Below are 22,712 nucleotides of genomic sequence, written 5' to 3'. Positions count from 1 at the left end.
GCCTGAATCTTTAAAGTCACCTTCACCATCCTTTAAGGTAGCATCCCATACCATCCAGTTATTATTGCTCGTATTAATATAAGGGGAATGTCCGTCTTTTCCATCATCACCAGTACTTCCCTGGGCGGCTATGGATTTTACCTTGCAACTCCGTTCTTCATAGGTGATGGTATTACCGTCGCATTGTCCCAGATTAACGGGCATAAAATTATATTTTACGTTTTGATGATTGGTTATCTCAATCACATTGTTAATGTCTTCGTCTGTAACCCAGACATGCCAGGACCAGAGGATGGCATCACTCACATCCTTGATCGCAATGACGGCATTGCCTTGCCGGATGGAAGAACGGTCCACTTTGAAAGAGATATTGCCGCCATTGGAATCGGCATTGTATTTTATATCCGTAACCAGGTTCATCGCATCCTGCCAGACCAGTTCGGCCTTGGCCGGCGTACATCCATTACCGCTGATGTATGGATCCGTGATCCCGTTCCCGGCATGGTTGATGAAAGGATTCAGGATATTGGTTCCTGTCACCGTGGAGGTATACGCGGAAGCGTTCGTGGCTGAGTTCTTGATCGCATTGCCATATACCAGCGGCAAAGAATAGTAACCGGGAGCGTTGACCACGTAACAGTTGGCAGTGTTCTCAACAGTATTCCCCCCGGTGTTGTTGGAAAGGTTATACGGTGTGGTTTCCGATCCCTTGGCTGTGGCCGCCTTCAAAGCATTCTCATGTAAATCATTTGATATTCCGGTCTGCGCCTCGACCGTCGCATCACAAGGTTGCGCAAATTCACTGCCGGTACCAGATGCCGTGAATGCGGTAAGCCATACCGGCTTGGTGTCTGTCTACGTGGTTCCGTCTTCTGCATATTGTGCGGTCCATTCGGCAGCTTCTTTTTCCCCTTGGGCGTTTTGCCTGTAACTGGTAACACAATATTGCTGTGTACCACCGGTATATGTAAAATCGGCCAGGGCAGTGACATCAAGCGTGTAAGTCCAGTTGAGAGAACTACTGGATATTTTGTAGGTCACAGTCTTGCCCATCGGCCACTCACTTCCTTTTATATCGGCTATTAAAGTGTGGCCTGTATGGGTGTCGTCTGTGAATAAGACTTCTATCTGCGCGCCCTCAGGAAGCCGCTGGGGCAGCATCATAAAGGTCTGCGCCTCACTCGTGAGCGCCTCGTCAGCTGTTCCTGTCGTCACTTTATCCAATGCCTGTGAGAAGGAGGCGGGAGTATCCAAACCGCTCCAGGTTTGTGTCCCCATATTGTAAGTTCCTCTGGAATAAACGTTTTTCAAACGGACCTGCTTGACCGTACCTTCCCGCATATCATTCCCGCACACGAATCTGACGGCGGTCAGTGCATGGTTGAAGGTCAGTGCAACAGCCGTGTTACTGTTTCCCCCGAGCTCAGATGACCGGGCTACCAGCAGGTCCTCCTGTTGGCTCACCTCTTCCGGCACGGTCACGCTGATACGGGGGGGGGAGCCGGCCTGCCCCTACCCGGAAAACACGTACCGGGCGTTCTCTTTGGGTGCATAGGCGAATTCCGCAGGCATTTTTATTATATCATCCGAAAATAGAAAGATAATCAGGCATAGCTATGCATACCGCCCAGTAGATAATTTACTCCGAAGTAAGTCATCAGCACCGTAAGGAAAGCCAACACCATATAAGCATGGAAGAACCGGGGTTGCCGGAAGACGGCAAGCGATGGTCCGTGGAATGCCGCACCATAGATTAAAAAGGAGATCAAAGCCCAGACTTCTTTCGGGTCCCAGGCCCAATAACGCCCCCATGAAACATTTGCCCACACAGCACCAATAAAAATTCCCGCCCCCAGACAAAATACTGCCGGATAGAGCATCAACCGACTGAAAAGCATCAATTGCTCCACACGGACCTTACGCTGTTCCTGAATCTCCGAATCGATTGCCTTTTTTCGCCAACCTCCTATGCAGAATGCCAGTAATCCATTTAGCATCATAAAGGCAAACAATGCATAAGATACCATAATCAGAGAAACATGAATACTTAACCAGGGAGATAGCAACACAGGCATCAGAGGAGTGATCTGAGGATTGTTCTGCCCAAGATAAGCTACCAACAAGGCAAAACCCGAAATGAGCAATCCAAAAGACAACGTAAAAGAGAAGCGACACCGGAATATGCATGCAAGCAGAAGTGTACACAGTGCCATAAATTGCATGGTTTCATATCCATTGCTCAACGGAATACGTCCGCCAACATACCACCGCAAACAGTAGCCAAAGAGTTGAAAAAGGAATGCCGCATAAAGTGCAACTGTAAAAACGCTCCATGCCTTACCTGCCGAACGATGCATGCTGCAATAAAGTAAATAGAAAAATGCCAGCATCCCTACAGTCAGATTGAACATGAACAACAGTTTGCTGAATGGAATACGATTGTACAATATTTCAGCCTGCACTTTTACGTCAGATAGTGGTTTTATACTCCCATCTTCCGGTAAAGGATGGATAAGTGTTCCACTCCGTAGCATCAGTATCAATCCTACCTTTTCGTCCGTTTCCATGATAGCCTTTTCCAACGAAGTCATTTTCATATGTGGCTTTTGTCCACCCTTCCAAAATTCCTGCAAGCGATAGTTTTGTCCATCAAACAAATCAGTAAGACGGGCATAAGAAGACGATAACCGGAGTAAATGACGAAGTTCCGCACTCTTTATATAAATCATCGGTTCATTCTGCCAAACCTCCGGACGAAGTAGCCAACCTCCGACAACCTGTTCGGGTGTCATACCACCATAAGAAGGTTTTCCGGTCAGTTTCAATACAAAGTCTCGTGCAAGAGTATTAAAAGGTACTACGCGATCATGATAAATCACTTGTTTGAATGCCAGACTATCCGCCTGCCTGAGTGCAAGTGCCGGAAGGCTTCTGTTTTCTGCTTGCACCACCGTTACCACAGCCATGAGCAACCACACAAACATTCCCCCTTTCCGAAGCAATGGATGCCTGAGTAATCTACGGAATTCTCCACTGCGACCGACAAGCATCCACAACATGGAGATACCCAGCAAAATATATCCTGCATACGTAACCCCTATTCCCCACGGATCATAATTCACTGACAACCAACTCCCCTCCTTATCATCATCAAAAGAAGACTGGTAAAAGCGATACCCCTGACGAGAGAGGATACGATTCATGGAAACTGGTTCCGCATCCCGGATATAGCTGACATAATCTGCCGGAGCCTCCGTCCCCGGATAATACTCCACCCGGAAACTGTCCAGACACAATGTGAATGGTAATTCGATCACCCGCTTACTGTCTTGGTCTATGAAAGTTCCCACCTCAGTGCCTACTGTGAGATGCATATATCCTTTCTTGCTGCATGAAAATGTAATCATGGCTCCCACCAAGATAAAAAGGAAGGAGCCATGCAACAACAATGCCGGGAGATGCCGCCACAACTGCCGCTTAACCAACACGACAACTGCCAATGCAGCAAGTACTCCCCACAAACAACAAAACCAAACTGTATGATAAACATACTTTTCTACAAACTCTGTTCCGCGTACATGCTCCACAAAGGTCACCACAGCAAGTAAAGCCACCAGACAGATATATAAGGAGACGAGACTTTTCTTCAAATTAAAAAGGTGCATATTCCTTATTCTTCAAAGCCTTAACTCCCATACATTCCATTTCGATCAACCATCCGGGACGGCATACAGGCGCATGTACAAATACTTTAGGAGTATCTGGGAAACACTTGTCATACATACTCTTCACAACTGCATAGTCTGCAATGTCACGCAAGTAAACAATCATATGCCCCAAATCATCAAATGTGCACTCCGCCTCTTTCAGCAAGGCTTCTACATTTTCCCACATCCGTTCCGTCTGCCTACGGATGTCGCCGGGGTATACTACTTCCCCTTTATTGTTGATACTTGCCGTACCTGAAATAAACACTTGACGCCGGTCACCGTAATCGACATACGTTCCGCGTTCAAAGCTGACACCATACTCATAAGTAGGATTCAGATGCGTAGGAGCATAAAGGAAGTGTATCTGTTCCGGCTTTAAGCCTGCCACAGCATAGGTATCCATTTGCACCAATACTTTAGGATCAGCATGACGTCCGCCGATACCTGTACTGGCAATATAGTGTGTTTTTTCCGTCAGGTTCTGAGTGACGAAAACCTCATTACGCGCCTTTACCACACCGGCATAATTCACATCCACATTCTGTACGAAGAACCAGGTACGGATACAGTTATCCGCCAATTTACATCCTTGTTCCATAAGTTGCATCGCGTAGTCATTCAGCAACAAACGGGTCTGGTACTCAGAATTTGCGGCACGATTGAAAACACTGCCTCCCCACAGGTGGCGGTACGCATTGTGCTTTACTTCAAACAATCCGTTGTGCAGCACTTGTGTCTGCACATTGGTCTGTAAATAAGCCCACAAAGCTATTTTCGTCCCATCCAAAGGGGGTTGCTCTACCACGGAAAGAGCACAGTCGGAACTTTCGGTAGTGATAGCCAGCAGGAGGTCAGCCTGATTGGCGGTATCACTCAGAAAATAACGTTTAAACACAGCCATGGCACCTTTCAATTCACCTGCAAGCAAATCATTGTAGGCATTGGCTACTGCATTTAATTGTTCTTCATAAGTGTCTTCCGGCTGGGTAGAGTGAATCATTACATGAAACTCTGAAACGCCTTCTTTTACTTCATATTTAAAAATCTCGGTTAATGTATTCTCTGATTGATTGGTTGGTTGTTTTTTGTTGTTCATTTCCAATATCGTTTACTCGTTATTCAAAAAAATACCTTCGTTTATCCAATTATCTATCAGTTTCAATAAGGGTTGCTCATCTTCTGACAGCATATCGGTATGGTTCATACTCGTATCACCAGCCCTGTTCAAGACCAGATGTAGAAAACTCTCTTCTGCACTGCCGGGCTTCACCAATAGTATATCACTATTCTTATGCGCCGGCTGGTTGACCAACGCATGATAGCTCTTACCCTCCGTCAGAAATAAATTACCCGATGCAGAACCGGTCTGCCCATGGCACGCTACACATCTTTTATCGAAAACCTGTGACTGAATGGAACTGAACATACCCACGTCCAGTGTTCCCACATCCATTAATATAGTATCTGTAATAGCTGCGAGTTCTTCATCTTCCATCGTCTTAAATTCGACAATACATTCGCGCAGACGACTGATAACACACAATTTGAGTGATTTCACTTCATCACTGATACCTCCCAGTGTCATAACGATATCTGTTCCGTCGGTTACATTGACTGGCAGTGATTTCGTTATAACAGCGTATTCACTTTTATCATTGAAGCCTGCCACAACGACACTATAATCATCCGTCCAATTGCTGATACCACTGAAACGACCTGTCAACTTTAGGACTCGGCCACCACGCTGCACCTCTATCTCCTTCTCATAGATTCTTCCATCATCACATGAACAGAAGCAGAGTGTCATCCAGATAGCAGCAAAGAATAATATACATTTCTTCATAACTACTCTCTTTGTTTTTTTAGAAAGTATATTGCAGCATTACTGTTGCAGAATGAGTGGCCAGACCTAAATTATCATTATCTCGGTCGAGCTGTGTATCGTGCCCCGTACGGGCAATATACTGGTACATAGCCTGGAGTTTCAGGTTACAACCCTTAAAGAAATAATTCACACCCACAGCCGGCATATTCAGAAATCCGTCATCGCTGGTACCGTTACGGTTAAAGAAGTCATAACGCAAGGCAGCCTGCAAACGGGGAGCTACAAAGTAGCCGCCCTGTACATAACCACCCAGGTAATTGTATGTCTCATTTATTTTCTGACGATCGGTGAAGCCCACATTCATATAGTATGCTTCGGCGCCCAGATACAGTTTATTCTTTAACATGGCAAATTCCACTCCCACACGGGTATCATTGGTACTTTCATTCTCACTTTCCACATTGATTGAAGCCGATACACCGAACATGATCTTATCTTCATTCAAACGGTTAGGATTACCTTGGGTGGACGGCATCACACCTTTAGGCATATAAGTAAAGCGTCCCGCATACAGTAAAGAAGGAATATGCCAATCATCACTCAGAGTTTTTGTAGCTGTATTTACAGAAGAACCGGTACCATTGAATAAACCTACTTCATAGCCAAATTTATCAGCTAACAATCCGTGAATTTCAACACCGAGGTCAAAACCGGTACCGATGTTAGGCGTTACCGCATTCAAGGAATAAGGCAGAATGACGGCGGAAGTCAATGATACTGGCAACTGCGGCAACAATGTTTCGCCCAACGTCGTCAGATAAGCATGTGAGAAAGGTGTTTTGAATTTACCGACACGCACGGCAAACTGTTTTTTAAGTTGTACATCGAACCATGCTTGTTGAAGCAATGCTCCCCCACTGGCAGCCGCATTGATAGAAAGATTAAAGGCTACTTTACCAAAAGCTTTACCAGTGAAGCCCAATACAGCATAGGGAATTGAGAAACCGGAATTAGCTACATTATCCTGATTGTATGCCTTATCCAGGCCTTCATCATCATACCAATTGAAATTTGCACAAGTCTGTACCAACAGATAGGGCTTGAATACAAAGTCTCCCTTCTTGGTTTCTATCGTAAATCCCTCTCTTCCGGCAAGTGACACTACACCGTTTTCTGTATCTTCTTCATGCTGTGCCATAGCAGCCAACGAAAGGGCAGCCATTACAACCATTAAAATTAATTTCTTCATAATTGCTTGTATAATACTTATTGGTTTTATTGTTCGTTATTTGTTTTATAATGATTTCAGAAATGCGACCAAAGCATTACGATCTTCTTTACTCATCTTTTTGAAGAGATTCTTCGATGCTTCACCTTCACCACCGTGCCACATGATAGCCTCAACATAGTTGCGAGCACGTCCATCGTGTAGGAAGTAAGTATGGCCATTCACAGTTTCCTGCAATCCGATACCCCAAAGCGGAGTCGTACGCCATTCGTTACCGCGGGCCAAACCGCTTACATAGTTATCATTCAGTCCTACGCCCATAATTTCAGAACCCATGTCATGAAGCAGGAAGTCCGAATATGGATGAATTGTCTGACTACCCAGCCAGGGAAGGCGGGTTCCGTTCAATAGTACAGAGCCACGTGGTTTTGTGTGCAAGGTGGTTACATGGCAGAGATGGCACTTCGCCTTATAAAAATTCTGCTCACCCTTGATCACTTGTTCATTATTCACATTGCGACGTGCCGGAACACTAAGGCTCTGCATGTAGAGATCTACATTCTCCATTTCTTCCGTAGATACATCCAACTGGGCATAAGAAAGTCCCATCATACTGCCTTGATTTACTTGTGCCTGTCCTTCACAGATTTCTTCGGGATAGCGGCTGTTCGTAACTCCCATATCGCTGGAGAAACCAAGTTCCACTGTCAGGTCGGCATGCTGTGCTTTATTACCGGACAAGCCTAAACTTCTCACCCCTCTCTCGGAGATATAGTTGCAACGGCCACTGATACCATATTCCGGATAATTGCTTTTAGCAGCCAAAGCTTCAATTTCAGTGGGATCGAGCGCCATCATTTGTCCCATACCTACGTGGCGCAGAGGAATACGCACCGTACAGAACAGGTCTTCGGGTTTGATGCTGTCCGCATACCATTCATAAATAGAATAATTGGGTTTGCAGAGTTCATACGTCTCACCATCAGGGAACTGGAAAGTCTCATAGGTATATTCCACTTTCAGTTTTCCCTCGGGCTTCACACCATAAATAGCCTGATCATGAAGCACACGTCCATAATCCTGAAAGAAAGCTCCATTCTTACGACTAATATAAACCAACATAGACGAAAAGCCGGAGCTACCGGAACCACCTTCGCTCCACAAAGTAGGTTGCGTACGTCCGGCATTTCGGTGACAGCTACCACAAGAATAACCGGCATAAACCGGTCCCAGTCCTCCACCTATTCCATTACTACTGGTGCGGATATCATCATACAATTTGTCACCACGGGTGAAACGTTTATCGTATGCCCCTGTTATCCAGTCAGCCGACCTGTCATAAGCATAAGAAGAAGTCAGGAAGTTGGTAGCAGTACCGGCAGAGAGGGCAAAGCCGGCAGGTACTTCTATATTATCCACATCAATTCCATCATTTTCGCAAGCAAACAATGCCAGAAGCGAAAAACAGATTGGAAATGAGTATTTTAATAAGCCATTCATTCGTTATTGAATTATTATTGCAAAATACGTAACTAACATTTATCTTTTTAACGCAGATGTTGCGGAAACAACAGAATATTCATTATCCCGCTGTTTCCGCAAAATCTGATTTCTAACAAGTAAAAATCTTACTGAATGGTACGGGCTTCGCCATCTTTGAAGATCAAATATTCCAAAGTGTGGTAACCACGCAAAGCTTGTGCACCGGCAATTTTATCATCTTCTTCATCATAGTCACCATCCCAGTTCAAGTCTGAATAGTTACCGGAAGTCAGGATCTGTACGATACCATCCTGATCGAGTGGCCAGCTATCCATATTGGGGTCAAGACCTTTGTCGGCAACCGGACCAAAAAGGAATGCCTCACTGGTTTCCCATGGTGTACGAGCAGCAAGCCATGCTGTGGCGCAAGCCTTGAAGTTAGCATTGCTGGGAGAAGTACGGAATGTCTCAACAGCATCGAAAAGAGCCTGATTTCCCGCTTTCAAATCAGAGTAAGTAGGTAATACAACTACATCCACATAATTTTCTACGACTTCAGCCAACACTGTTTTATCAATACCTTCGATACAACTCTTCAAACTACCCTTGAGTACTCCCTCTAAAGTGGCACATGCTTCCATAGCACTTACTGCTTCCGGACTATTGATATTGTTGCGGAAAGGACTCGGGATAGCCCAAATTGCTGCTGCTGCATCATCAATCGCCTTTTTTACTTCAGTATCAAGATTAGCATTTACTGCAGCTACTGCTTTTGAGAGGGATGACTCGCTAATAGCTCCTGTACGTGTTCCGTAATAAGCATTGCGAATAGAATAGATATTGTTACGATAGTCTTCACGAGAATGCCAGCTATACCATGACTCTACAGCATACAAAGCCTTTTCTTCATTATTATGTATGAAAAGATCGTAAGGGTCACCAATTTTGGCAGTACCTACTTCATTGGCAATGTCTACACAGCCGTCAATCAACTGCTCAACACTCGTCAAAGCATCTTGATTCTTAAAGAAATCTGCATAACTTCCACCTTCATTGTATTTAACTGCCCAGTCATCATAAAGAGCAGTAGCATCATTCACCAACAATTGTGCAACTACTCGCATGTAATTTCCCCAACTACTTGCATTCTCTGCCGTATAGTCAAGATTTTTAGCGTCTATAGTCGTAGTGTCATCATCACTACAAGCCGTAATGGAACACATCATGCCCAATGAAAGAGCCGACAAATAAAAAAACTTTTTCATATTACTTAAACATTAAATTAATTATAAATACCTATTTGAACTATCTCTTGGTAAACCAACCGACATAAGCTATACCGATAGCAAATTCATTTTCATTGTTATATTTAGTCGATCCAAATACCTTGTTCGTACCAATATGACGGGTAGTATAATCGGCCTTCACAACCAGATTCGGCAATGCAAACCAGTTAACTCCTGCCGTCCATTTGCTTACCTGACAGCGTTTCTCCATTGTAGCTGAACCTTCTGCCTCTTCCTGCGGGTTGTAGTATTCATAACGGGCATAAGGATAAACAACCGGACATTTCTTCTGCGAGAAGAAAGCACTCAGGTTGAGACCAGCCTCCAAGCCATAGCACAGGGCATTCTTAGCTACATTACGCATAGCACCATGATAATAATTGGAGTTATTGGAAAGAGTAACCTTGCTGATCTTGGAAGAATTCTCTAAATCACCATAAATGATATTACCACGAGCGGTAACATATTTATTTTTATACTGTGCATCGGCAGAGTAGATTTTCACTGATGAGCGGCCTACGCTACTATACTTATAATTCTTATCTGCATTGGCCGTCACGTCATTACAATAGTAAAAAGCAGCACCTGCACGCAGTCCCGGTACTCCTTTATAGTCCAGACGTGCTACATAAGCAGGCGAAGTAAAGTTATCTTGTTCAAAGAGTCCCTGCTTACCACCGGCAACCCAGTTATCGCGACCAAATCCATCAGCATTCAAGCCGGCAACAATCATTGCCTGATAATCAAAGCGCGCATATCCTTTACCAAAAGAGCCGAAGAATTCCAATCCTGTCTCATGCCAGGTAGAAGGAATAATTGTGGTTTCACCCTCAGGACGAGATGTTCCAAAGAAGTTGATAGGCTCATGGTGTGCATTGGTCAATCCCATAGGTACAATCAAATGACCGGCACGAACATTGAAAGCCGAATGTATCAGACGGGTAATGTGAAACTGCTCAAGAGCGACTTCTCCCCCCTTTTCCATTTCTGTTTCATACTCACCGTTTTCTGAATTCTCAAGTTCAGTTTCAAGACCTACACCTCCTGCTTCAAACTCTATCTCAGCACCCAGTATCCACTTGGAATTAAACTTGTAGTCAAAAGACAACACAAAACGAGGAATCGCAATGGTATTGCGGTGATCACTGTTATCGACCCCACCATAGAAACGATTCGTTCCGTAATTCATAAACTTTGCTACCATCTCTCCGTATCCACCGAAACGGAATTTTTCGTAGTCGTCATCTTTTGTTACCTGTTTTATTCTCTCTTTCTTTGCCGTAGTTTCAGATACCTCTTCTGTTGAGGTTACTTTTTCAGGTTCATTAGCCCGTAAAGTATTGTTAAAAAGCAAGAAACCTAAGGCGAATAAGCAAGTTAATTTTCTCATTTTTTATCTTAAATTTTGTTGGCGCAAAGGTAGAGGAAGTTAAAAAGGCGGGCAATACCCAAATATGAGTATTGTGTTATTAAAAAATAATAACAAGTAGGTACTTAAACGAACACTATTTCTTTTTGTTCTTTTTTACAAAGCAGTAATGCACTAAAAAGACAGCCGCAAAAATCACAGCAATCCAGATAAAACTAATAAATATCAAATAGCGGTTATAAATGTACTCTCCCTCTTCAGGAACATGATTAAGCATACATAGCAAACAGTTACACTGAGAATTATCAGCGTCATGAGAAAAGTAAGAGTACAGTAAAAAAGATAAGCTACCTGCGAAAAGAATAATAATAGCTATTATTCCCCATCTCTTACAACTTAAAGGTCTGTCAATTGCCTTTTTATGATTGGTTAGTTTCACCATATAGTAGTTTATAGTTAGATTATACGCGCAAAGTTGCATGCTTTCAGTAACCTTGGCAATACCCAATAATTGTGATTTTTATAAAAATCTAACAAAAAACCATCATTAATGGGTATTTCAGAAAACGCGGATTCTCCCCTACTTAGCAGTCGAGAAATAAAACTTATGCAATACCCTAAAGATGACATACAAAAAGAAATTCTGAAAGCTGCCGAAAAGGGATTCCTCGAAAACGGCTTTCCGAAGGCTTATATGCGTGAAATTGCGCAAGAAGCACAGGTAGGGTTGAGCAATATCTATAACTACTTCAAAAGTAAGGATGATATTTTCTGTACGGTGGTACGGCCTGTAATCAGTGCATTCGAAAGAATGCTGCACGAACATCACGGTCGTTATGGAGCAGATATCATGGAAATGTATTCCACCGAGAGTCTGTGCAAAAACCTTAGACGCTATATTGAATTATTGGTTCTTCGTATATTTATGGAAAGAAACTAAACAATATATCTATAAACTACATAGTAGGAGGAAACAGAAAATCAAATTCAAATGATAACTCTTGAACAATTGGTTGCTCCAGATTCTTGGGCAAGGATTATCGATTTATTTGTGGATATCTTGCCTATAGATAAACTTGGGGTTAAACATGTCAAACTTCAATCAGAAGGGAGACCACCGTATAATCCTGTAACATTACTAAAATTGTATTTATTATGGTTATAAGCACTCAATAAGGTCATCAAGAAAGTTGGAACACTCCTGTAAAGTAAATGAAGAAGAAAAAGAACTTCTTGAATCTAAGATTAAATTGCAGGATTGCGAACAACACCGTTGTTGGGAGTGGGAGGATATGCAGGCTGAATTATTTAAGATATAAATGAAGGAATCTAAGACTCCAATAAAGCCAAGAAGCAGGAAGTCTTTTTATAAATGAAATTAAAAATATTGTAATAACTGTGGTGGTTGCAACATCTGTGGTTCAAGGAAGTCTGACTTTAAGTTTCTTGTGCCTTATCCGTATAGAGCAGGAGCAACCATCTTCCAACATCTGTTCTTTTTACAAAAGAAATATAGATGAAAGGTGGATTTTATATTCTCCGCAAAGGCTCATCCTGCCAATCCAGGGGAATGTTCATTGACTTGCCGTCAATATTTCGGATATTAACCCAGCAACTTTTGGAAATGCTGTTTCATATCGTTGTCCAGCGATATAATGTTGATAAACCACTAAATGATGCAGATTTCATAAAATGTCCTGTGTAGTGATATCATATCGTTTATCCAAGGGAATTGCATCCTCCGGACTACCATCGGATTGATGGCGTACTGCTTGTTTTATACCCTTGTATGATGACAGCAGGAATTTCTTATAAGGATTATGACTGTCAGCCACGAAGTGAAAACGGGAACGGATAGATCATAGCACACCGTAATCTTTTTTCAATGGATTGGATTTTATATTTTCATGGATGCTAGTTACGATGCCCATTGACAACATGTCCACAAGCATCCATGCAAGAGGATAAGTATTGCTGTATTTGTTCTTGAAATGCAGAATGAAATCCTCTTCTGGAGTTATTGACCTCCTTCTCTATTAGTTCCATTGTACAACTAAACTTGTTGGGGTTGGAGAATAGGGATCTGTCGGTCATTCAGAAGATATTGCCGGTCTCTTTCGCCACGACACTATGCAGGAAAACCTCGATCTTTTTAATTGAAGATGAAAAACGGAGTTAAAACATGCAAATCTTACCGGAGATATTTGCTAATTGTCAGCGTCTTTGGTATTTTTGTCCTGAAAAAAAGCTTCTTTGAGTTGATGCAGAATAAAACAGAATATTGTAATTCGCTCGTTTCTAAAGTGTTACCTATTATCTACAAAAAGAGTGATAACTATTTTATTTTCAGTTAGATAGAGAATTGGTTGTGTTTACCGATATATGAACTTAATCTGTTACCTAATCCTAGTATTTCCCCAAGCAACATCAGTTGTCTGTTAAAATTGCGGAGAGCCAGCTGGTATTCCCGATAGGCTTCCTTGGTTCCTTCACGGCTGCTTAGTATTGGGAATAGATAGGGAGATGAACTGTCACGGCTCATATACCTTTTTAATATCCTCATTGCTTCCGGTGTTAAAGTTACTGCTAAAGGCCGTCCCGTCTTACGCCTGCGATAGGTGATTACATTATCATGCAAGTCGCTTTTACGTAGATAAGCCAAATCGACAAACGGTAATCCCCGTAATAAGAACATTAGGACAAACAGTTCCCTGGCCCGTTGCATGTCAGGAGTTACAGCGGGCGCTTGCATTTTAGTGAACACTTTTTTCATGTCTTCCATTTCCAGTGAACGTTTGCGATCAGCACGTGTACCTGTATAAACCGTACGGAATAGATGCGGTACATACGGTACCATACGACTGTCGACTGCCCGGTTATAAACGGCACGAAACGTTCTCAAATAAGTGGAAACTGTGTTCCAACTACAACCACGGCTGCGAAGGTGAATCTCGAAGCCTTTTAACCACTCTGGGGTTACCTCATTAAATGTAAAATCCCCTTTCCCACGATAAGCAATGATGGCATTGAGACTGCTACGATAAACGTGCGCAGTACCAAAGTTTCCCCCATCTGTAGCCCGTCGGCTACCTGCTTCATAAATGCTACTACTTTTAACATCTTATCTTGTTATTAAAAAATTACGTTATAAATATAACAGGATTTGGACCAATGGAGCATCTTCTGATACATATATTTATATTTATTTGAAATTATCCAATTTGTTTGCTATGTCCAAAGATACTTATGGTTAATAACAAAGCAGAAGTATAGATGTTGTAGAGATAGGAATTTATGAAAAGCGGAAATCTTGGAAAATTTTGTTTGCTAGCTATAAATAATCTAAATAAAAATGAGGGATCATTGTTCAAGAATCTTTAAATTACTTATCGCGTAAAAAAAATTACTAATAGAAATAACCTCCTTTATCAAATGGTCATTATTGATTATGACTTTCTAGTTTTATATAAATAATAACTAAACTCATTTACCAAACACATAAATTTATAACTTTAGAATTAGCCTTACTTTCACTCACAAAATCTCTTTCTATATAAAAATATCTGTAACTTTCATTGACTCGTCAATATGATTTAAAACTGTGATTAACTTCTCTATATAAGAAATAATGATTAACTTTGCAGAGTAAGTCAATGTTGACCTATTGTTGACCTCTAAGCTTACGAAGAGATAATTAATGTGTTGATAACAAGGAAGTTCAGTTGGTTAGAGCGTCAGATTGTGGTTCTGAATGTCGCCGGTTCGAGTCCGGTCTTTCTTTGGGGGTGGAAGACATTTGCGGATGTATTTCTACTTTTTCATACTTTCGTAGATTAGATTCAACAACAATTATTAGATATGATAAAGACCAAACTACTATTGAAGCTTCTATGTTGCCTTCTTTCCCTATCAATTCAGGCACAAGACACAAAAAGAACTCTTCTCCCGGCTCAATATGCCTCCATAAAAACGGGTGATACTTTGACATTACGTCAGATATTGAATGAGGGAGTCCCGGTGGATGTTGCAGAGGAAGACGGAAAAACACTGTTGATGAAAGCTGCTGCCAAAGGCGATTTAGCACAAATAAAATTCTTACTCGAAGCCGATGCCGATGTGGAGCAAAAAAGCAATAAGGGGTATACTCCATTATATTATGCAGCCAGTGAAAACCAGAAAGAAACCATTGATATGCTACTGAAGGCTGGTGCCGACCTGAACAAAAAAGGACCATTAGGATTATCCATCACTGCAGAAATCAGTTTTTTCCACAACCTTACTATGACGTGTTATCTGTTGGAAAAAGGAGCCAAAGTGGATGAAAAGGAGATAAAAGAATTATTGTGTTACCTGACCTACCAGCATAATGAAAAAAACCACATGAGAGCAGATGTTTACACGCCGGCATTAAAACTCTGGTTGCAACAGGGTGAAAAAATAACAGTCAGCCCACAGGACATTAAAAACAGTAAACTTCTGAGCATGTATGCTATTTCTTCCGAACAAGCTACGGAACTTAGCCTTAAGTTCAGAATGCTTCAACTGCAATTCATAGAAGAGGCCAAACAAGAACAACAAAAAGAACAACAAAGAAAAGAACGAAAACTGGCAGAATTGCGCGAACAGGATAGCTTGCGCAATCTGATGGAAACCGGAAACTATGATCATAAAAAGTGGGAACTAAATACATCTATCCGCATTATCATAGAAGAAGACGGGACGAGCAGGACGGGAAGCTGGATTCATGCTTCGCCCCGGGTAGATTACCTGCACAATCATATTGGAGAAGGTGCTACGCCAACGCTTGTGCTACTTTCAATACTCGTTGCAGTCATCTTTGTCTGGGTGATGTCCAAAAAAGTATTCCCTTCTATCCGCAAAAAAGAAGGCATGTTTTTTCTCATGCTATACTTTGTCGTCATACAAAGTATCATACTTTATTTTATGTTTTCTTCCCTATATACTGATTTTGACGAACTGATCGTAAGGAATACAGGAAAGGAATATGCCGCCAAGTATGATTACACCGGTTTCCACTTTGTCACAGCAGACAGTATCGCTGTTGTAGTAAAAGGAGTATGCACATTCGATGGCGGAGTAGACTCAGAGACATGCATTCCCATTCGTTACGATGATACAGCAAGGAAGCTGGTTGTCGATATGCAGAAATACACGCTTCGAAATTGGAACCAGATACTCCTTACCGGTATTCTCCTGCTGCTGAACTTCCTGTTGTGCTATGGTAAATTCAACTTCCTATTAAAGAAAGTATTTCGTACCCGGCATTCAAAACATGATACTCCCTATCAAGATTATATCTATTTCCCATGGCACTTCAAAAATAAGAAGTACGAAACATTCGACCAGTTCAAGAGTGAACTGGAACATTGCCGTGCAGAATGGGACATGGAGGATTATTCTGATAAAACATATGAGACACCCTGTATCCTAATCCGATACAATAGAATGATTGAAAAGAACTCACCTCACTTTGAAATAGAAATCCTTCCCGATAACGGAAAATACATTTCTATGGACGAATGGATATATAAACTTCAGAATGAACTCGCTCCTTATATGGAAAGCCTGGGAGAACCTGACAGTGCGAATGTATGGATTCTCAAAGGATGGACAGCAGGAAAGGAAATGAAATGCGATTTATCACTCTTCTCGTCTTTGGAAGATAGTGATGTGATATTGGCAGATGTCATCTGGAAGTTTACAGAAACGGAATATACGGATTACCGCACCTTTATAAGAGAAGTAATCGTATTTCAATCGGAACACGGAAACCATTTCTGGAATCCGGATGTTGTCGTGATTAAACAACCATCCTTCACCCTTTGCTATTACAACCCGCAAACAAGGCACATGGAAGTATATGATATGGAAGCAGATAACGGTGTAACCTTCACAGAAGGAGAAATTCTGTATAAGATACACAACCGGATGAAAGATATACTGCCCGGTCAGGAGTTTTGCTATCTCCAGTATCTTATCTTCAGATCATTCGAAGCAGATACGCTGGAAGAATTAGAAAAAAAACAAAACGAAAAGGAACTTTATGACCTGTTTACGACAAATGAGATATAAGCATCTGATGAATTGAAAGGGATGTTTCTAAAAGCATGCAACTCTACAAAGCAGCATTAAATATAATGCCCCGTTACATATATTATTATCCATGATAACATATATTGTAACGGGGCATTACATATATTGGCTTAATCTTTACAACGTACACTAATATAATTCCAACCCGAATTCCTCCTTCAAATGCAATAACGCTTCGTTTTTCTTTGCCATCATCTGGAACTTCTCCACACGACTAAACGCCCGTACATTTTCTGCTGCCTCACTGACACGGACCGTCATTCTCACTTTCCGGTTCTTTAAACGGCTTCGAAGATAGTTCTGTACATCCGGAATCATAGAATTGAAATCCTTTGCTACAATCTCATTATCTACCACAACCTCGAAAGTTATAGCATCATTAAGCAATGTCAAACGTATATTCTGCATACGCATAGCAAGTGCTTTATGCTCCACAGGAAGACGACCGGCATACTCCTGCCAGTAATAATTCAAATCCTTTTCATTGAATATATAATCCTCTTCAGGTTGAACCTGTGCGTGAGCAGGTGTCTGGACAGCTGTTGTACTCTGTGCAGCAGCTTCCTTTTGAGGATGCCTGATAGACACTCCAAGACTGGACTTACTCATTACAGGAATTTTCTTCTCTTCCTGCACAGCGGCTTTCACCACAACATCAGATACACCTGCAGGAGACGAAGTAGAAGTTCCGGTAGCAGAAACAGATTGAGCCGGAGCAGATTGAGCCGGAGCAGCCTGAACCGGATGGACATTTGCAGTTTGTTGCTGAGTTTGGGGTGCAACAGGAGCATTCTGTGGTTGCTGAGCAGCTACAGATTGCGTAAATATGGGTTTTATAGCTTGTTTAGGGCCACGCCCACCACCCACATCATCCCCCTCGATGGTAAGCTGGGCAACCTGTATCAAAGTCAGTTCTACCAGCAAACGCTTGTTTTTGCTGGCCCGGTAATTCATATCACAATCATTACAGAGCTTCATAGCCCGATATAGAAAAGGTAGCGGACACTTTTGCGCCTGCTCCTGATAGCGCTGACGAATACTGGCTCCTACTTCAAGCAATGCTAAAGTAGCGGGATCTTTACTCACAAGCAAATCACGAAAATGCGACGAAAGCCCTGTTATGAAATGGCTACCATCAAAGCCTTTATTCAATACATCATTGAATAACAGCAGCGCATCACTTACTTTATTTTCGAGAAAACAATCGGTCAATCTGAAATAATATTCATAATCCAACACATTGAGATTCTCAATAACACTCTTATAGGTAATATGCCCACCGGTGAAACTAACTACCTGATCAAAGATAGAAAGAGCATCGCGCATGCCACCATCTGCTTTCAGTGCTATGACATTCAGCGCTTCGGGTTCAGCTGTTATATTCTCTTTGGAAGCAACATAAGTTAAGTGCTGTACCGTATCGTCCACACTGATACGATTGAAATCATAAATCTGGCAACGCGACAAAATAGTAGGAAGTATTTTATGCTTCTCCGTTGTAGCCAAAATAAAAATAGCATGACGGGGAGGCTCTTCCAGCGTTTTCAGGAAAGCATTGAAAGCAGAAGCAGACAACATATGCACCTCATCAATGATATACACTTTATACTTACCTATCTGAGGCGGGATGCGCACCTGCTCTACCAACTGACGGATATCATCCACCGAGTTATTGGAAGCTGCATCAAGTTCATGTATATTATACGAACGTTGCTCATTGAAAGCCACACAAGACTCACAAGCATTACACGCTTCCCCATCGGCAGTAAGTGACATACAGTTGATAGTCTTGGCAAAAATACGGGCGCAAGTTGTTTTTCCTACTCCACGGGGACCACAAAACAGATAGGCATGAGCCAATTTCTGTGTGGCAATGGCATTTTTCAGTGTCGTAGTCAATGCCCGCTGACCTACCACCGACTCAAAGGTGGACGGACGATACTTACGGGCAGATACAATATAGTTTTCCATACGTCAGAATCTCTCTGTTTTTTTGAGTTTCTACAAAAATAGTGCAATGAGAACAAAGTCAGGGTTGCCTGAGCTATGTCAAGTACAACCTATTTTTGCTTTCACTGCAAATGTACGCAAAAAAAGTAAGAAGTAATAAGTGACGAGTGAGAAGTTTTAGGCAAGAAGTGGCAACTTTTAAGTTATAAGTTTTATCTTTGCATTCAGAATTAAAGGAGAAATCATGGGCAATTTACTAACAATCTGGGAGTTCATCGGTAAGCATAAATACCTTATCACCGTTCTGATTTTTGCAGCCATCATTGGTTTTCTGGATGAGAACAGTGCCATTCGTCGCATTGGATACACACGTGAAATCAGTCGCCTGCAAAGCGAAATTGATAAATATCGTGCCGATTACGAAGAAAACACAAAGAAGCTCAACGAACTAAGCAGTAATCCGGATGCCATTGAGCAGATAGCACGTGAAAAGTACCTGATGAAGAAACCGAACGAAGACATTTACGTATTTGAAGATAAATAATGAAGCAACTCATACCCGCACTTTTCGCCGTAGGCGCTCTCATGGCTCTTGTTGGAGCAGCAGTATTCATCACCGGATGGATTTATGCACCTTATATATATACCATTGGTGCAGGCTTTGTAGCACTGGCACAAATCAACACTCCCGTTCGCGGTAAAAGTAAAACACTGAAACGCTTGCGCATTCAGCAGATATTCGGAGCAATTGCACTTGTACTGACTGGAGCCTTCATGTTTTTCACGCGTGGCAATGACTGGATCGCATGTCTCACTATTGCTGCCATTCTCGAACTCTACACAGCTTTCCGTATTCCACAGGAAGAAGCCAAACTACAACAATAATATTTCCGGCATCGGAAGATACATCAGCAATGGTTATTATTGACGCAGAATAGTGCGATTTTGATCAATATTTCACCACAGAGAACGCAGAGAACACGGAGTTTTAAATCTTTACTAAACGCAAATGAACGCAAATTCTCGCAAAGGGAAATAACAATAAAATAAAGAACTACCGTTTTTTAATCTGTGTTCATCTACGATCATCCGCGTTTCATCAGAGAAAATAATATCTCTGTGCCCTCCGTGTCCTCTGTGGTGAACTGATTTATTTCCGGTCAGCTTTGAACTCATTACTAATAAAAAAAGGCAATCCCGTTTATCACGAAACTGCCTTTAACTCTAAGTTTTTTATCTATTACTTCTTAGGTGCAGAAGTATATCTTGCATTCAAACCGTCGATAATCTCTTGTGTGATATTGAATGAACTATCGGCATAAAGCAGATTATCAAAACCTGTATTACTCAAAATCAGATTGTAACCTTTAGTCTTGTTATACTCTTTCAAGAAAACGTTGATAGAGTCACGCAACTGCAAACTATTCTTCTGATTCTCTGTAGCCAGCTGATTGGACAGGTTGTTTTGTAACACCTGCAGATCTTGCTGCATCTTCATCAAACGGTTATACTCCTGTTGAGCTCTTTCCGGAGATATGAATGCATTGTTTTCATATTTCTTTTGGAACTCTTTCTGTTCCTTATCAAGAGCAGCAGCCTTCTGATTCAACGTCATACGGATGTTCTCTTCCTTTTTCATCATGGCCTCATTCAGGTCAATGCAAAAATTATATTTGGAAAGCAATGTATCTACTTCAACGTAAGCGATTTTTAAATCACCGGATACAGTAGCAGCCGCTGCTTCTCCGCCAGTTGTCGTAGTTTGTGTGTCAGCCTTACCTGCGCATTGTGAAAATAAAACGATAATCGCAAGAGCAGCAAAACCGTTAATGAGGCAATTTATTCTCTTCATAACTTGTAAAATATAGTTTTTAATTAATTAGTTCATACTATCGTTTAAGGCTTTTTCAAGATCAGCAATAGAACGATGCTTTTGTTGCGCTTCACGGTCCTGAGACTGAGCACAGCCAATTCCCTTTTCTCTCAGTGATTTATTACCACTCACATGTCCGTTAGGGAATTTTCCACCCTTCACAAAAAAGACTTTGAGACCTAATAATACGAGACAAATAGCAACTATTAACAGAGTAAACAGTATTGTATTAAGCATTTCTATTAATTTTGTGGGTGCAAATATAGACTTTTGTATGGACTCAACCGCCTTTTTTATTATAAAAAAAGAGAAACGTGCTCATAAACCTCAAGAGTTTTAACCATATTTAGCAGTATGACGTTAAATTTCAATCATTCACTTAAATAAAAAGAAAAAGAATGGAAAAACAAGAACTAAAGCCAACAGGCGTATTCAAGTATTTTGCAGAAATATGCCAGGTGCCACGTCCTTCAAAGAAGGAAGAAAAAATTATTGCATATTTAAAAGCATTCGGAGAAAAACATAATCTGGAAACCAAAGTAGATGAAGCCGGAAACGTTTTAATCAAGAAGCCCGCTACTCCAGGCAAAGAAAACCTGCAAACCGTAGTATTACAATCGCATGTAGACATGGTATGCGAAAAGAATAACAATGTGGAGCATGACTTCCTCACCGACCCTATCGAAACAGAAATAGATGGTGAATGGCTGAAAGCAAAAGGTACAACATTGGGAGCAGACAACGGCATCGGTGTAGCTACCGAACTTGCTATCCTTGCCGACGATACTATTGAGCACGGACCATTGGAGTGCTTATTCACTGTAGACGAAGAAACCGGACTCACCGGAGCATTTGCCCTGAAAGAAGGATTTATGAACGGAGATATCCTGTTAAACCTCGACTCAGAAGACGAAGGAGAACTGTTTATCGGGTGTGCAGGAGGAATTGATTCTGTTGCCGAATTCACATATAAAGAGGTAGAAGTACCAGCCGGATATTTCTTCTTTAAAGTAGAAGTGAAAGGCCTGAAAGGTGGACACTCCGGTGGTGATATCCATTTGGGACGTGGCAATGCCAATAAAATACTAAATCGTTTCCTCAGTCAGATGAGTACGAAGTACGACTTATATCTGTGCGAAATCAATGGAGGAAACCTGCGCAATGCCATTCCTCGCGAAGCATATGCTATCTGTGCTGTTCCTGAAGATGCCAAACACGACGTACGGGCAGACCTCAACGTATTCACAGCTGAGGTAGAAAACGAACTTGCCGTAACAGAACCTGATTTAAAATTTGTATTAGAATCAGAAACTCCCCGTGCTAAAGCGATTGATCAGGATACTACCGCCCGTTTACTCAAAGCACTCTATGCAGTACCTCACGGAGTCTATGCCATGAGTCAGGACATTCCCGGATTGGTAGAAACATCTACTAACCTGGCATCTGTCAAGATGAAACCGGATAACGTTATCCGCATTGAAACCAGCCAACGCAGTTCTATCCTTTCTGCCCGTAACGACATGGCAAATACAGTTCGTGCAGCTTTCCAACTGGCAGGTGCAAAGGTCAGTTTCGGAGAAGGCTACCCAGGCTGGAAGCCTAACCCGCACTCAGCCATCCTTGAAGTGGCGGCTGCTTCCTACAAACGCTTGTTTGGTGTAGAGGCTAAAGTGAAAGCCATCCATGCCGGTCTGGAATGCGGACTTTTTCTCGACAAATATCCCTCATTAGACATGATTTCCTTTGGTCCTACATTGACCGGGGTCCACTCACCGGATGAGCGTATGCACATTCCTTCGGTAGATAAATTCTGGCGTCATCTGCTGGACGTACTGGCAAATATCCCGGAAAAGAAATAATAAACCAACGCATTTG

At 41.9% G+C, this 22,712-nt stretch carries 16 protein-coding genes, 1 tRNA gene and 3 pseudogenes; 6 read left to right on the top strand and 14 right to left on the bottom strand.

Annotated elements, in window-relative coordinates; translation table 11 throughout:
- Positions 1–125: 125 nt before the first annotated feature.
- The 9 genes and pseudogenes from ACESQI_RS01460 to ACESQI_RS01420 form a co-directional block, all read right to left on the bottom strand.
- Positions 126–1,560, bottom strand: a pseudogene (locus ACESQI_RS01460) (fimbrillin family protein); the annotation flags it as partial.
- Between the two features lie 44 nt (positions 1,561–1,604).
- On the bottom strand, positions 1,605–3,665 hold the full coding sequence (ccsA, locus tag ACESQI_RS01455) for a cytochrome c biogenesis protein CcsA (RefSeq protein ID WP_005680415.1): 2,061 nt from the start codon (positions 3,663–3,665) through the stop codon (positions 1,605–1,607).
- Positions 3,652–4,806 carry a Rid family hydrolase gene (locus ACESQI_RS01450; protein ID WP_055171758.1) on the bottom strand — a complete coding sequence of 385 codons (1,155 nt, stop codon included), beginning with the start codon at positions 4,804–4,806 and terminating at the stop codon, positions 3,652–3,654. The genes ccsA and ACESQI_RS01450 overlap by 14 nt, the downstream gene beginning before the upstream one ends.
- Before the next feature lie 12 nt (positions 4,807–4,818).
- On the bottom strand, positions 4,819–5,553 hold the full coding sequence (locus tag ACESQI_RS01445; RefSeq protein ID WP_005680413.1) for a hypothetical protein: 735 nt from the start codon (positions 5,551–5,553) through the stop codon (positions 4,819–4,821).
- A gap of 19 nt (positions 5,554–5,572) precedes the next feature.
- Positions 5,573–6,784 carry a porin gene (locus ACESQI_RS01440; RefSeq protein WP_055171755.1) on the bottom strand — a complete coding sequence of 404 codons (1,212 nt, stop codon included), beginning with the start codon at positions 6,782–6,784 and terminating at the stop codon, positions 5,573–5,575.
- 45 nt (positions 6,785–6,829) lie between these two features.
- A complete protein-coding gene (locus ACESQI_RS01435; protein WP_055171753.1) occupies positions 6,830–8,263 on the bottom strand; it encodes a di-heme oxidoredictase family protein in 1,434 nt (477 codons plus the stop codon).
- Between the two features lie 128 nt (positions 8,264–8,391).
- Entirely contained in the window at positions 8,392–9,510 is a 1,119-nt protein-coding gene (locus ACESQI_RS01430) for an imelysin family protein (RefSeq protein WP_055171752.1), read from the bottom strand.
- A 40-nt stretch (positions 9,511–9,550) separates the two neighbouring features.
- Positions 9,551–10,921 (bottom strand): hypothetical protein, encoded by a 1,371-nt coding sequence (locus tag ACESQI_RS01425; RefSeq protein WP_055171750.1) that lies wholly within the window; start codon positions 10,919–10,921, stop codon positions 9,551–9,553.
- A gap of 115 nt (positions 10,922–11,036) precedes the next feature.
- The gene (locus ACESQI_RS01420) at positions 11,037–11,408 is read right to left on the bottom strand and encodes a hypothetical protein (protein WP_373125389.1); all 372 of its coding nucleotides are present in this window, start codon (positions 11,406–11,408) and stop codon (positions 11,037–11,039) included.
- 99 nt (positions 11,409–11,507) lie between these two features.
- Between ACESQI_RS01420 and ACESQI_RS01415 the strand changes: the two genes are divergently transcribed.
- Positions 11,508–11,840, top strand: a complete 333-nt coding sequence (locus ACESQI_RS01415) for a TetR/AcrR family transcriptional regulator (protein WP_253280392.1) — start codon at positions 11,508–11,510, stop codon at positions 11,838–11,840.
- 837 nt (positions 11,841–12,677) lie between these two features.
- Here ACESQI_RS01415 and ACESQI_RS01410 read toward each other — a convergent pair.
- Both ACESQI_RS01410 and ACESQI_RS01405 read right to left on the bottom strand, forming a co-directional pair.
- Positions 12,678–12,900: pseudogene (locus ACESQI_RS01410) on the bottom strand (Abi family protein).
- A gap of 368 nt (positions 12,901–13,268) precedes the next feature.
- Positions 13,269–14,020 (bottom strand): annotated as a pseudogene (locus ACESQI_RS01405) (tyrosine-type recombinase/integrase); the annotation flags it as partial.
- Positions 14,021–14,610: 590 nt separating this feature from the next.
- Between ACESQI_RS01405 and ACESQI_RS01400 the strand changes: the two are divergent.
- Positions 14,611–14,681: transfer RNA gene (locus ACESQI_RS01400), tRNA-His, on the top strand.
- Positions 14,682–14,758: 77 nt separating this feature from the next.
- Positions 14,759–16,993, top strand: coding sequence for an ankyrin repeat domain-containing protein (locus ACESQI_RS01395; RefSeq protein ID WP_373125388.1), 2,235 nt, complete (start codon positions 14,759–14,761; stop codon positions 16,991–16,993).
- A gap of 150 nt (positions 16,994–17,143) precedes the next feature.
- Here ACESQI_RS01395 and ACESQI_RS01390 read toward each other — a convergent pair whose 3' ends face one another.
- Positions 17,144–18,985 (bottom strand): DNA polymerase III subunit gamma/tau, encoded by a 1,842-nt coding sequence (locus ACESQI_RS01390; RefSeq protein WP_234130433.1) that lies wholly within the window; start codon positions 18,983–18,985, stop codon positions 17,144–17,146.
- Positions 18,986–19,208: 223 nt separating this feature from the next.
- On the opposite strand from ACESQI_RS01390, the gene ACESQI_RS01385 reads away from it, so the two are divergent.
- Together ACESQI_RS01385 and ACESQI_RS01380 are read left to right on the top strand one after the other, a co-directional pair.
- Positions 19,209–19,508, top strand: coding sequence for a septum formation initiator family protein (locus ACESQI_RS01385; RefSeq protein ID WP_373125387.1), 300 nt, complete (start codon positions 19,209–19,211; stop codon positions 19,506–19,508).
- Positions 19,508–19,849, top strand: coding sequence for a hypothetical protein (locus ACESQI_RS01380; RefSeq protein ID WP_195349302.1), 342 nt, complete (start codon positions 19,508–19,510; stop codon positions 19,847–19,849). The genes ACESQI_RS01385 and ACESQI_RS01380 overlap by 1 nt, the downstream gene beginning before the upstream one ends.
- 355 nt (positions 19,850–20,204) lie before the next feature.
- Here ACESQI_RS01380 and ACESQI_RS01375 read toward each other — a convergent pair whose 3' ends face one another.
- Together ACESQI_RS01375 and ACESQI_RS01370 are read right to left on the bottom strand one after the other, a co-directional pair.
- A complete protein-coding gene (locus ACESQI_RS01375) occupies positions 20,205–20,816 on the bottom strand; it encodes an OmpH family outer membrane protein (RefSeq protein WP_002561154.1) in 612 nt (203 codons plus the stop codon).
- Positions 20,817–20,843: 27 nt separating this feature from the next.
- Positions 20,844–21,074 carry a hypothetical protein gene (locus ACESQI_RS01370; protein ID WP_195661373.1) on the bottom strand — a complete coding sequence of 77 codons (231 nt, stop codon included), beginning with the start codon at positions 21,072–21,074 and terminating at the stop codon, positions 20,844–20,846.
- A gap of 161 nt (positions 21,075–21,235) precedes the next feature.
- Between ACESQI_RS01370 and ACESQI_RS01365 the strand changes: the two genes are divergently transcribed.
- Positions 21,236–22,696: an aminoacyl-histidine dipeptidase gene (locus tag ACESQI_RS01365; RefSeq protein WP_195661372.1), complete on the top strand. Its 1,461-nt coding sequence runs from the start codon at positions 21,236–21,238 to the stop codon at positions 22,694–22,696.
- Positions 22,697–22,712: the final 16 nt, after the last annotated feature.

The organism is Bacteroides sp. HPS0048, from assembly GCF_964240755.1.
In the GTDB taxonomy this organism is placed as follows: domain Bacteria; phylum Bacteroidota; class Bacteroidia; order Bacteroidales; family Bacteroidaceae; genus Bacteroides; species Bacteroides nordii.
Note: the sequence above shows the minus strand (reverse complement) of the source record. Positions and strands in the feature narration are given on the sequence as shown.

Coding starts and splice junctions, on each gene's coding strand:
- ccsA (WP_005680415.1), bottom strand. CDS start 3,665: ATGCACCTTTTTAATTTGAAGAAAAGTCTCGTCTCCTTATATATCTGT.
- ACESQI_RS01450 (WP_055171758.1), bottom strand. CDS start 4,806: ATGAACAACAAAAAACAACCAACCAATCAATCAGAGAATACATTAACC.
- ACESQI_RS01445 (WP_005680413.1), bottom strand. CDS start 5,553: ATGAAGAAATGTATATTATTCTTTGCTGCTATCTGGATGACACTCTGC.
- ACESQI_RS01440 (WP_055171755.1), bottom strand. CDS start 6,784: ATGAAGAAATTAATTTTAATGGTTGTAATGGCTGCCCTTTCGTTGGCT.
- ACESQI_RS01435 (WP_055171753.1), bottom strand. CDS start 8,263: ATGAATGGCTTATTAAAATACTCATTTCCAATCTGTTTTTCGCTTCTG.
- ACESQI_RS01430 (WP_055171752.1), bottom strand. CDS start 9,510: ATGAAAAAGTTTTTTTATTTGTCGGCTCTTTCATTGGGCATGATGTGT.
- ACESQI_RS01425 (WP_055171750.1), bottom strand. CDS start 10,921: ATGAGAAAATTAACTTGCTTATTCGCCTTAGGTTTCTTGCTTTTTAAC.
- ACESQI_RS01415 (WP_253280392.1), top strand. CDS start 11,508: ATGCAATACCCTAAAGATGACATACAAAAAGAAATTCTGAAAGCTGCC.
- ACESQI_RS01395 (WP_373125388.1), top strand. CDS start 14,759: ATGATAAAGACCAAACTACTATTGAAGCTTCTATGTTGCCTTCTTTCC.
- ACESQI_RS01390 (WP_234130433.1), bottom strand. CDS start 18,985: ATGGAAAACTATATTGTATCTGCCCGTAAGTATCGTCCGTCCACCTTT.
- ACESQI_RS01385 (WP_373125387.1), top strand. CDS start 19,209: ATGGGCAATTTACTAACAATCTGGGAGTTCATCGGTAAGCATAAATAC.
- ACESQI_RS01380 (WP_195349302.1), top strand. CDS start 19,508: ATGAAGCAACTCATACCCGCACTTTTCGCCGTAGGCGCTCTCATGGCT.
- ACESQI_RS01375 (WP_002561154.1), bottom strand. CDS start 20,816: ATGAAGAGAATAAATTGCCTCATTAACGGTTTTGCTGCTCTTGCGATT.
- ACESQI_RS01370 (WP_195661373.1), bottom strand. CDS start 21,074: ATGCTTAATACAATACTGTTTACTCTGTTAATAGTTGCTATTTGTCTC.
- ACESQI_RS01365 (WP_195661372.1), top strand. CDS start 21,236: ATGGAAAAACAAGAACTAAAGCCAACAGGCGTATTCAAGTATTTTGCA.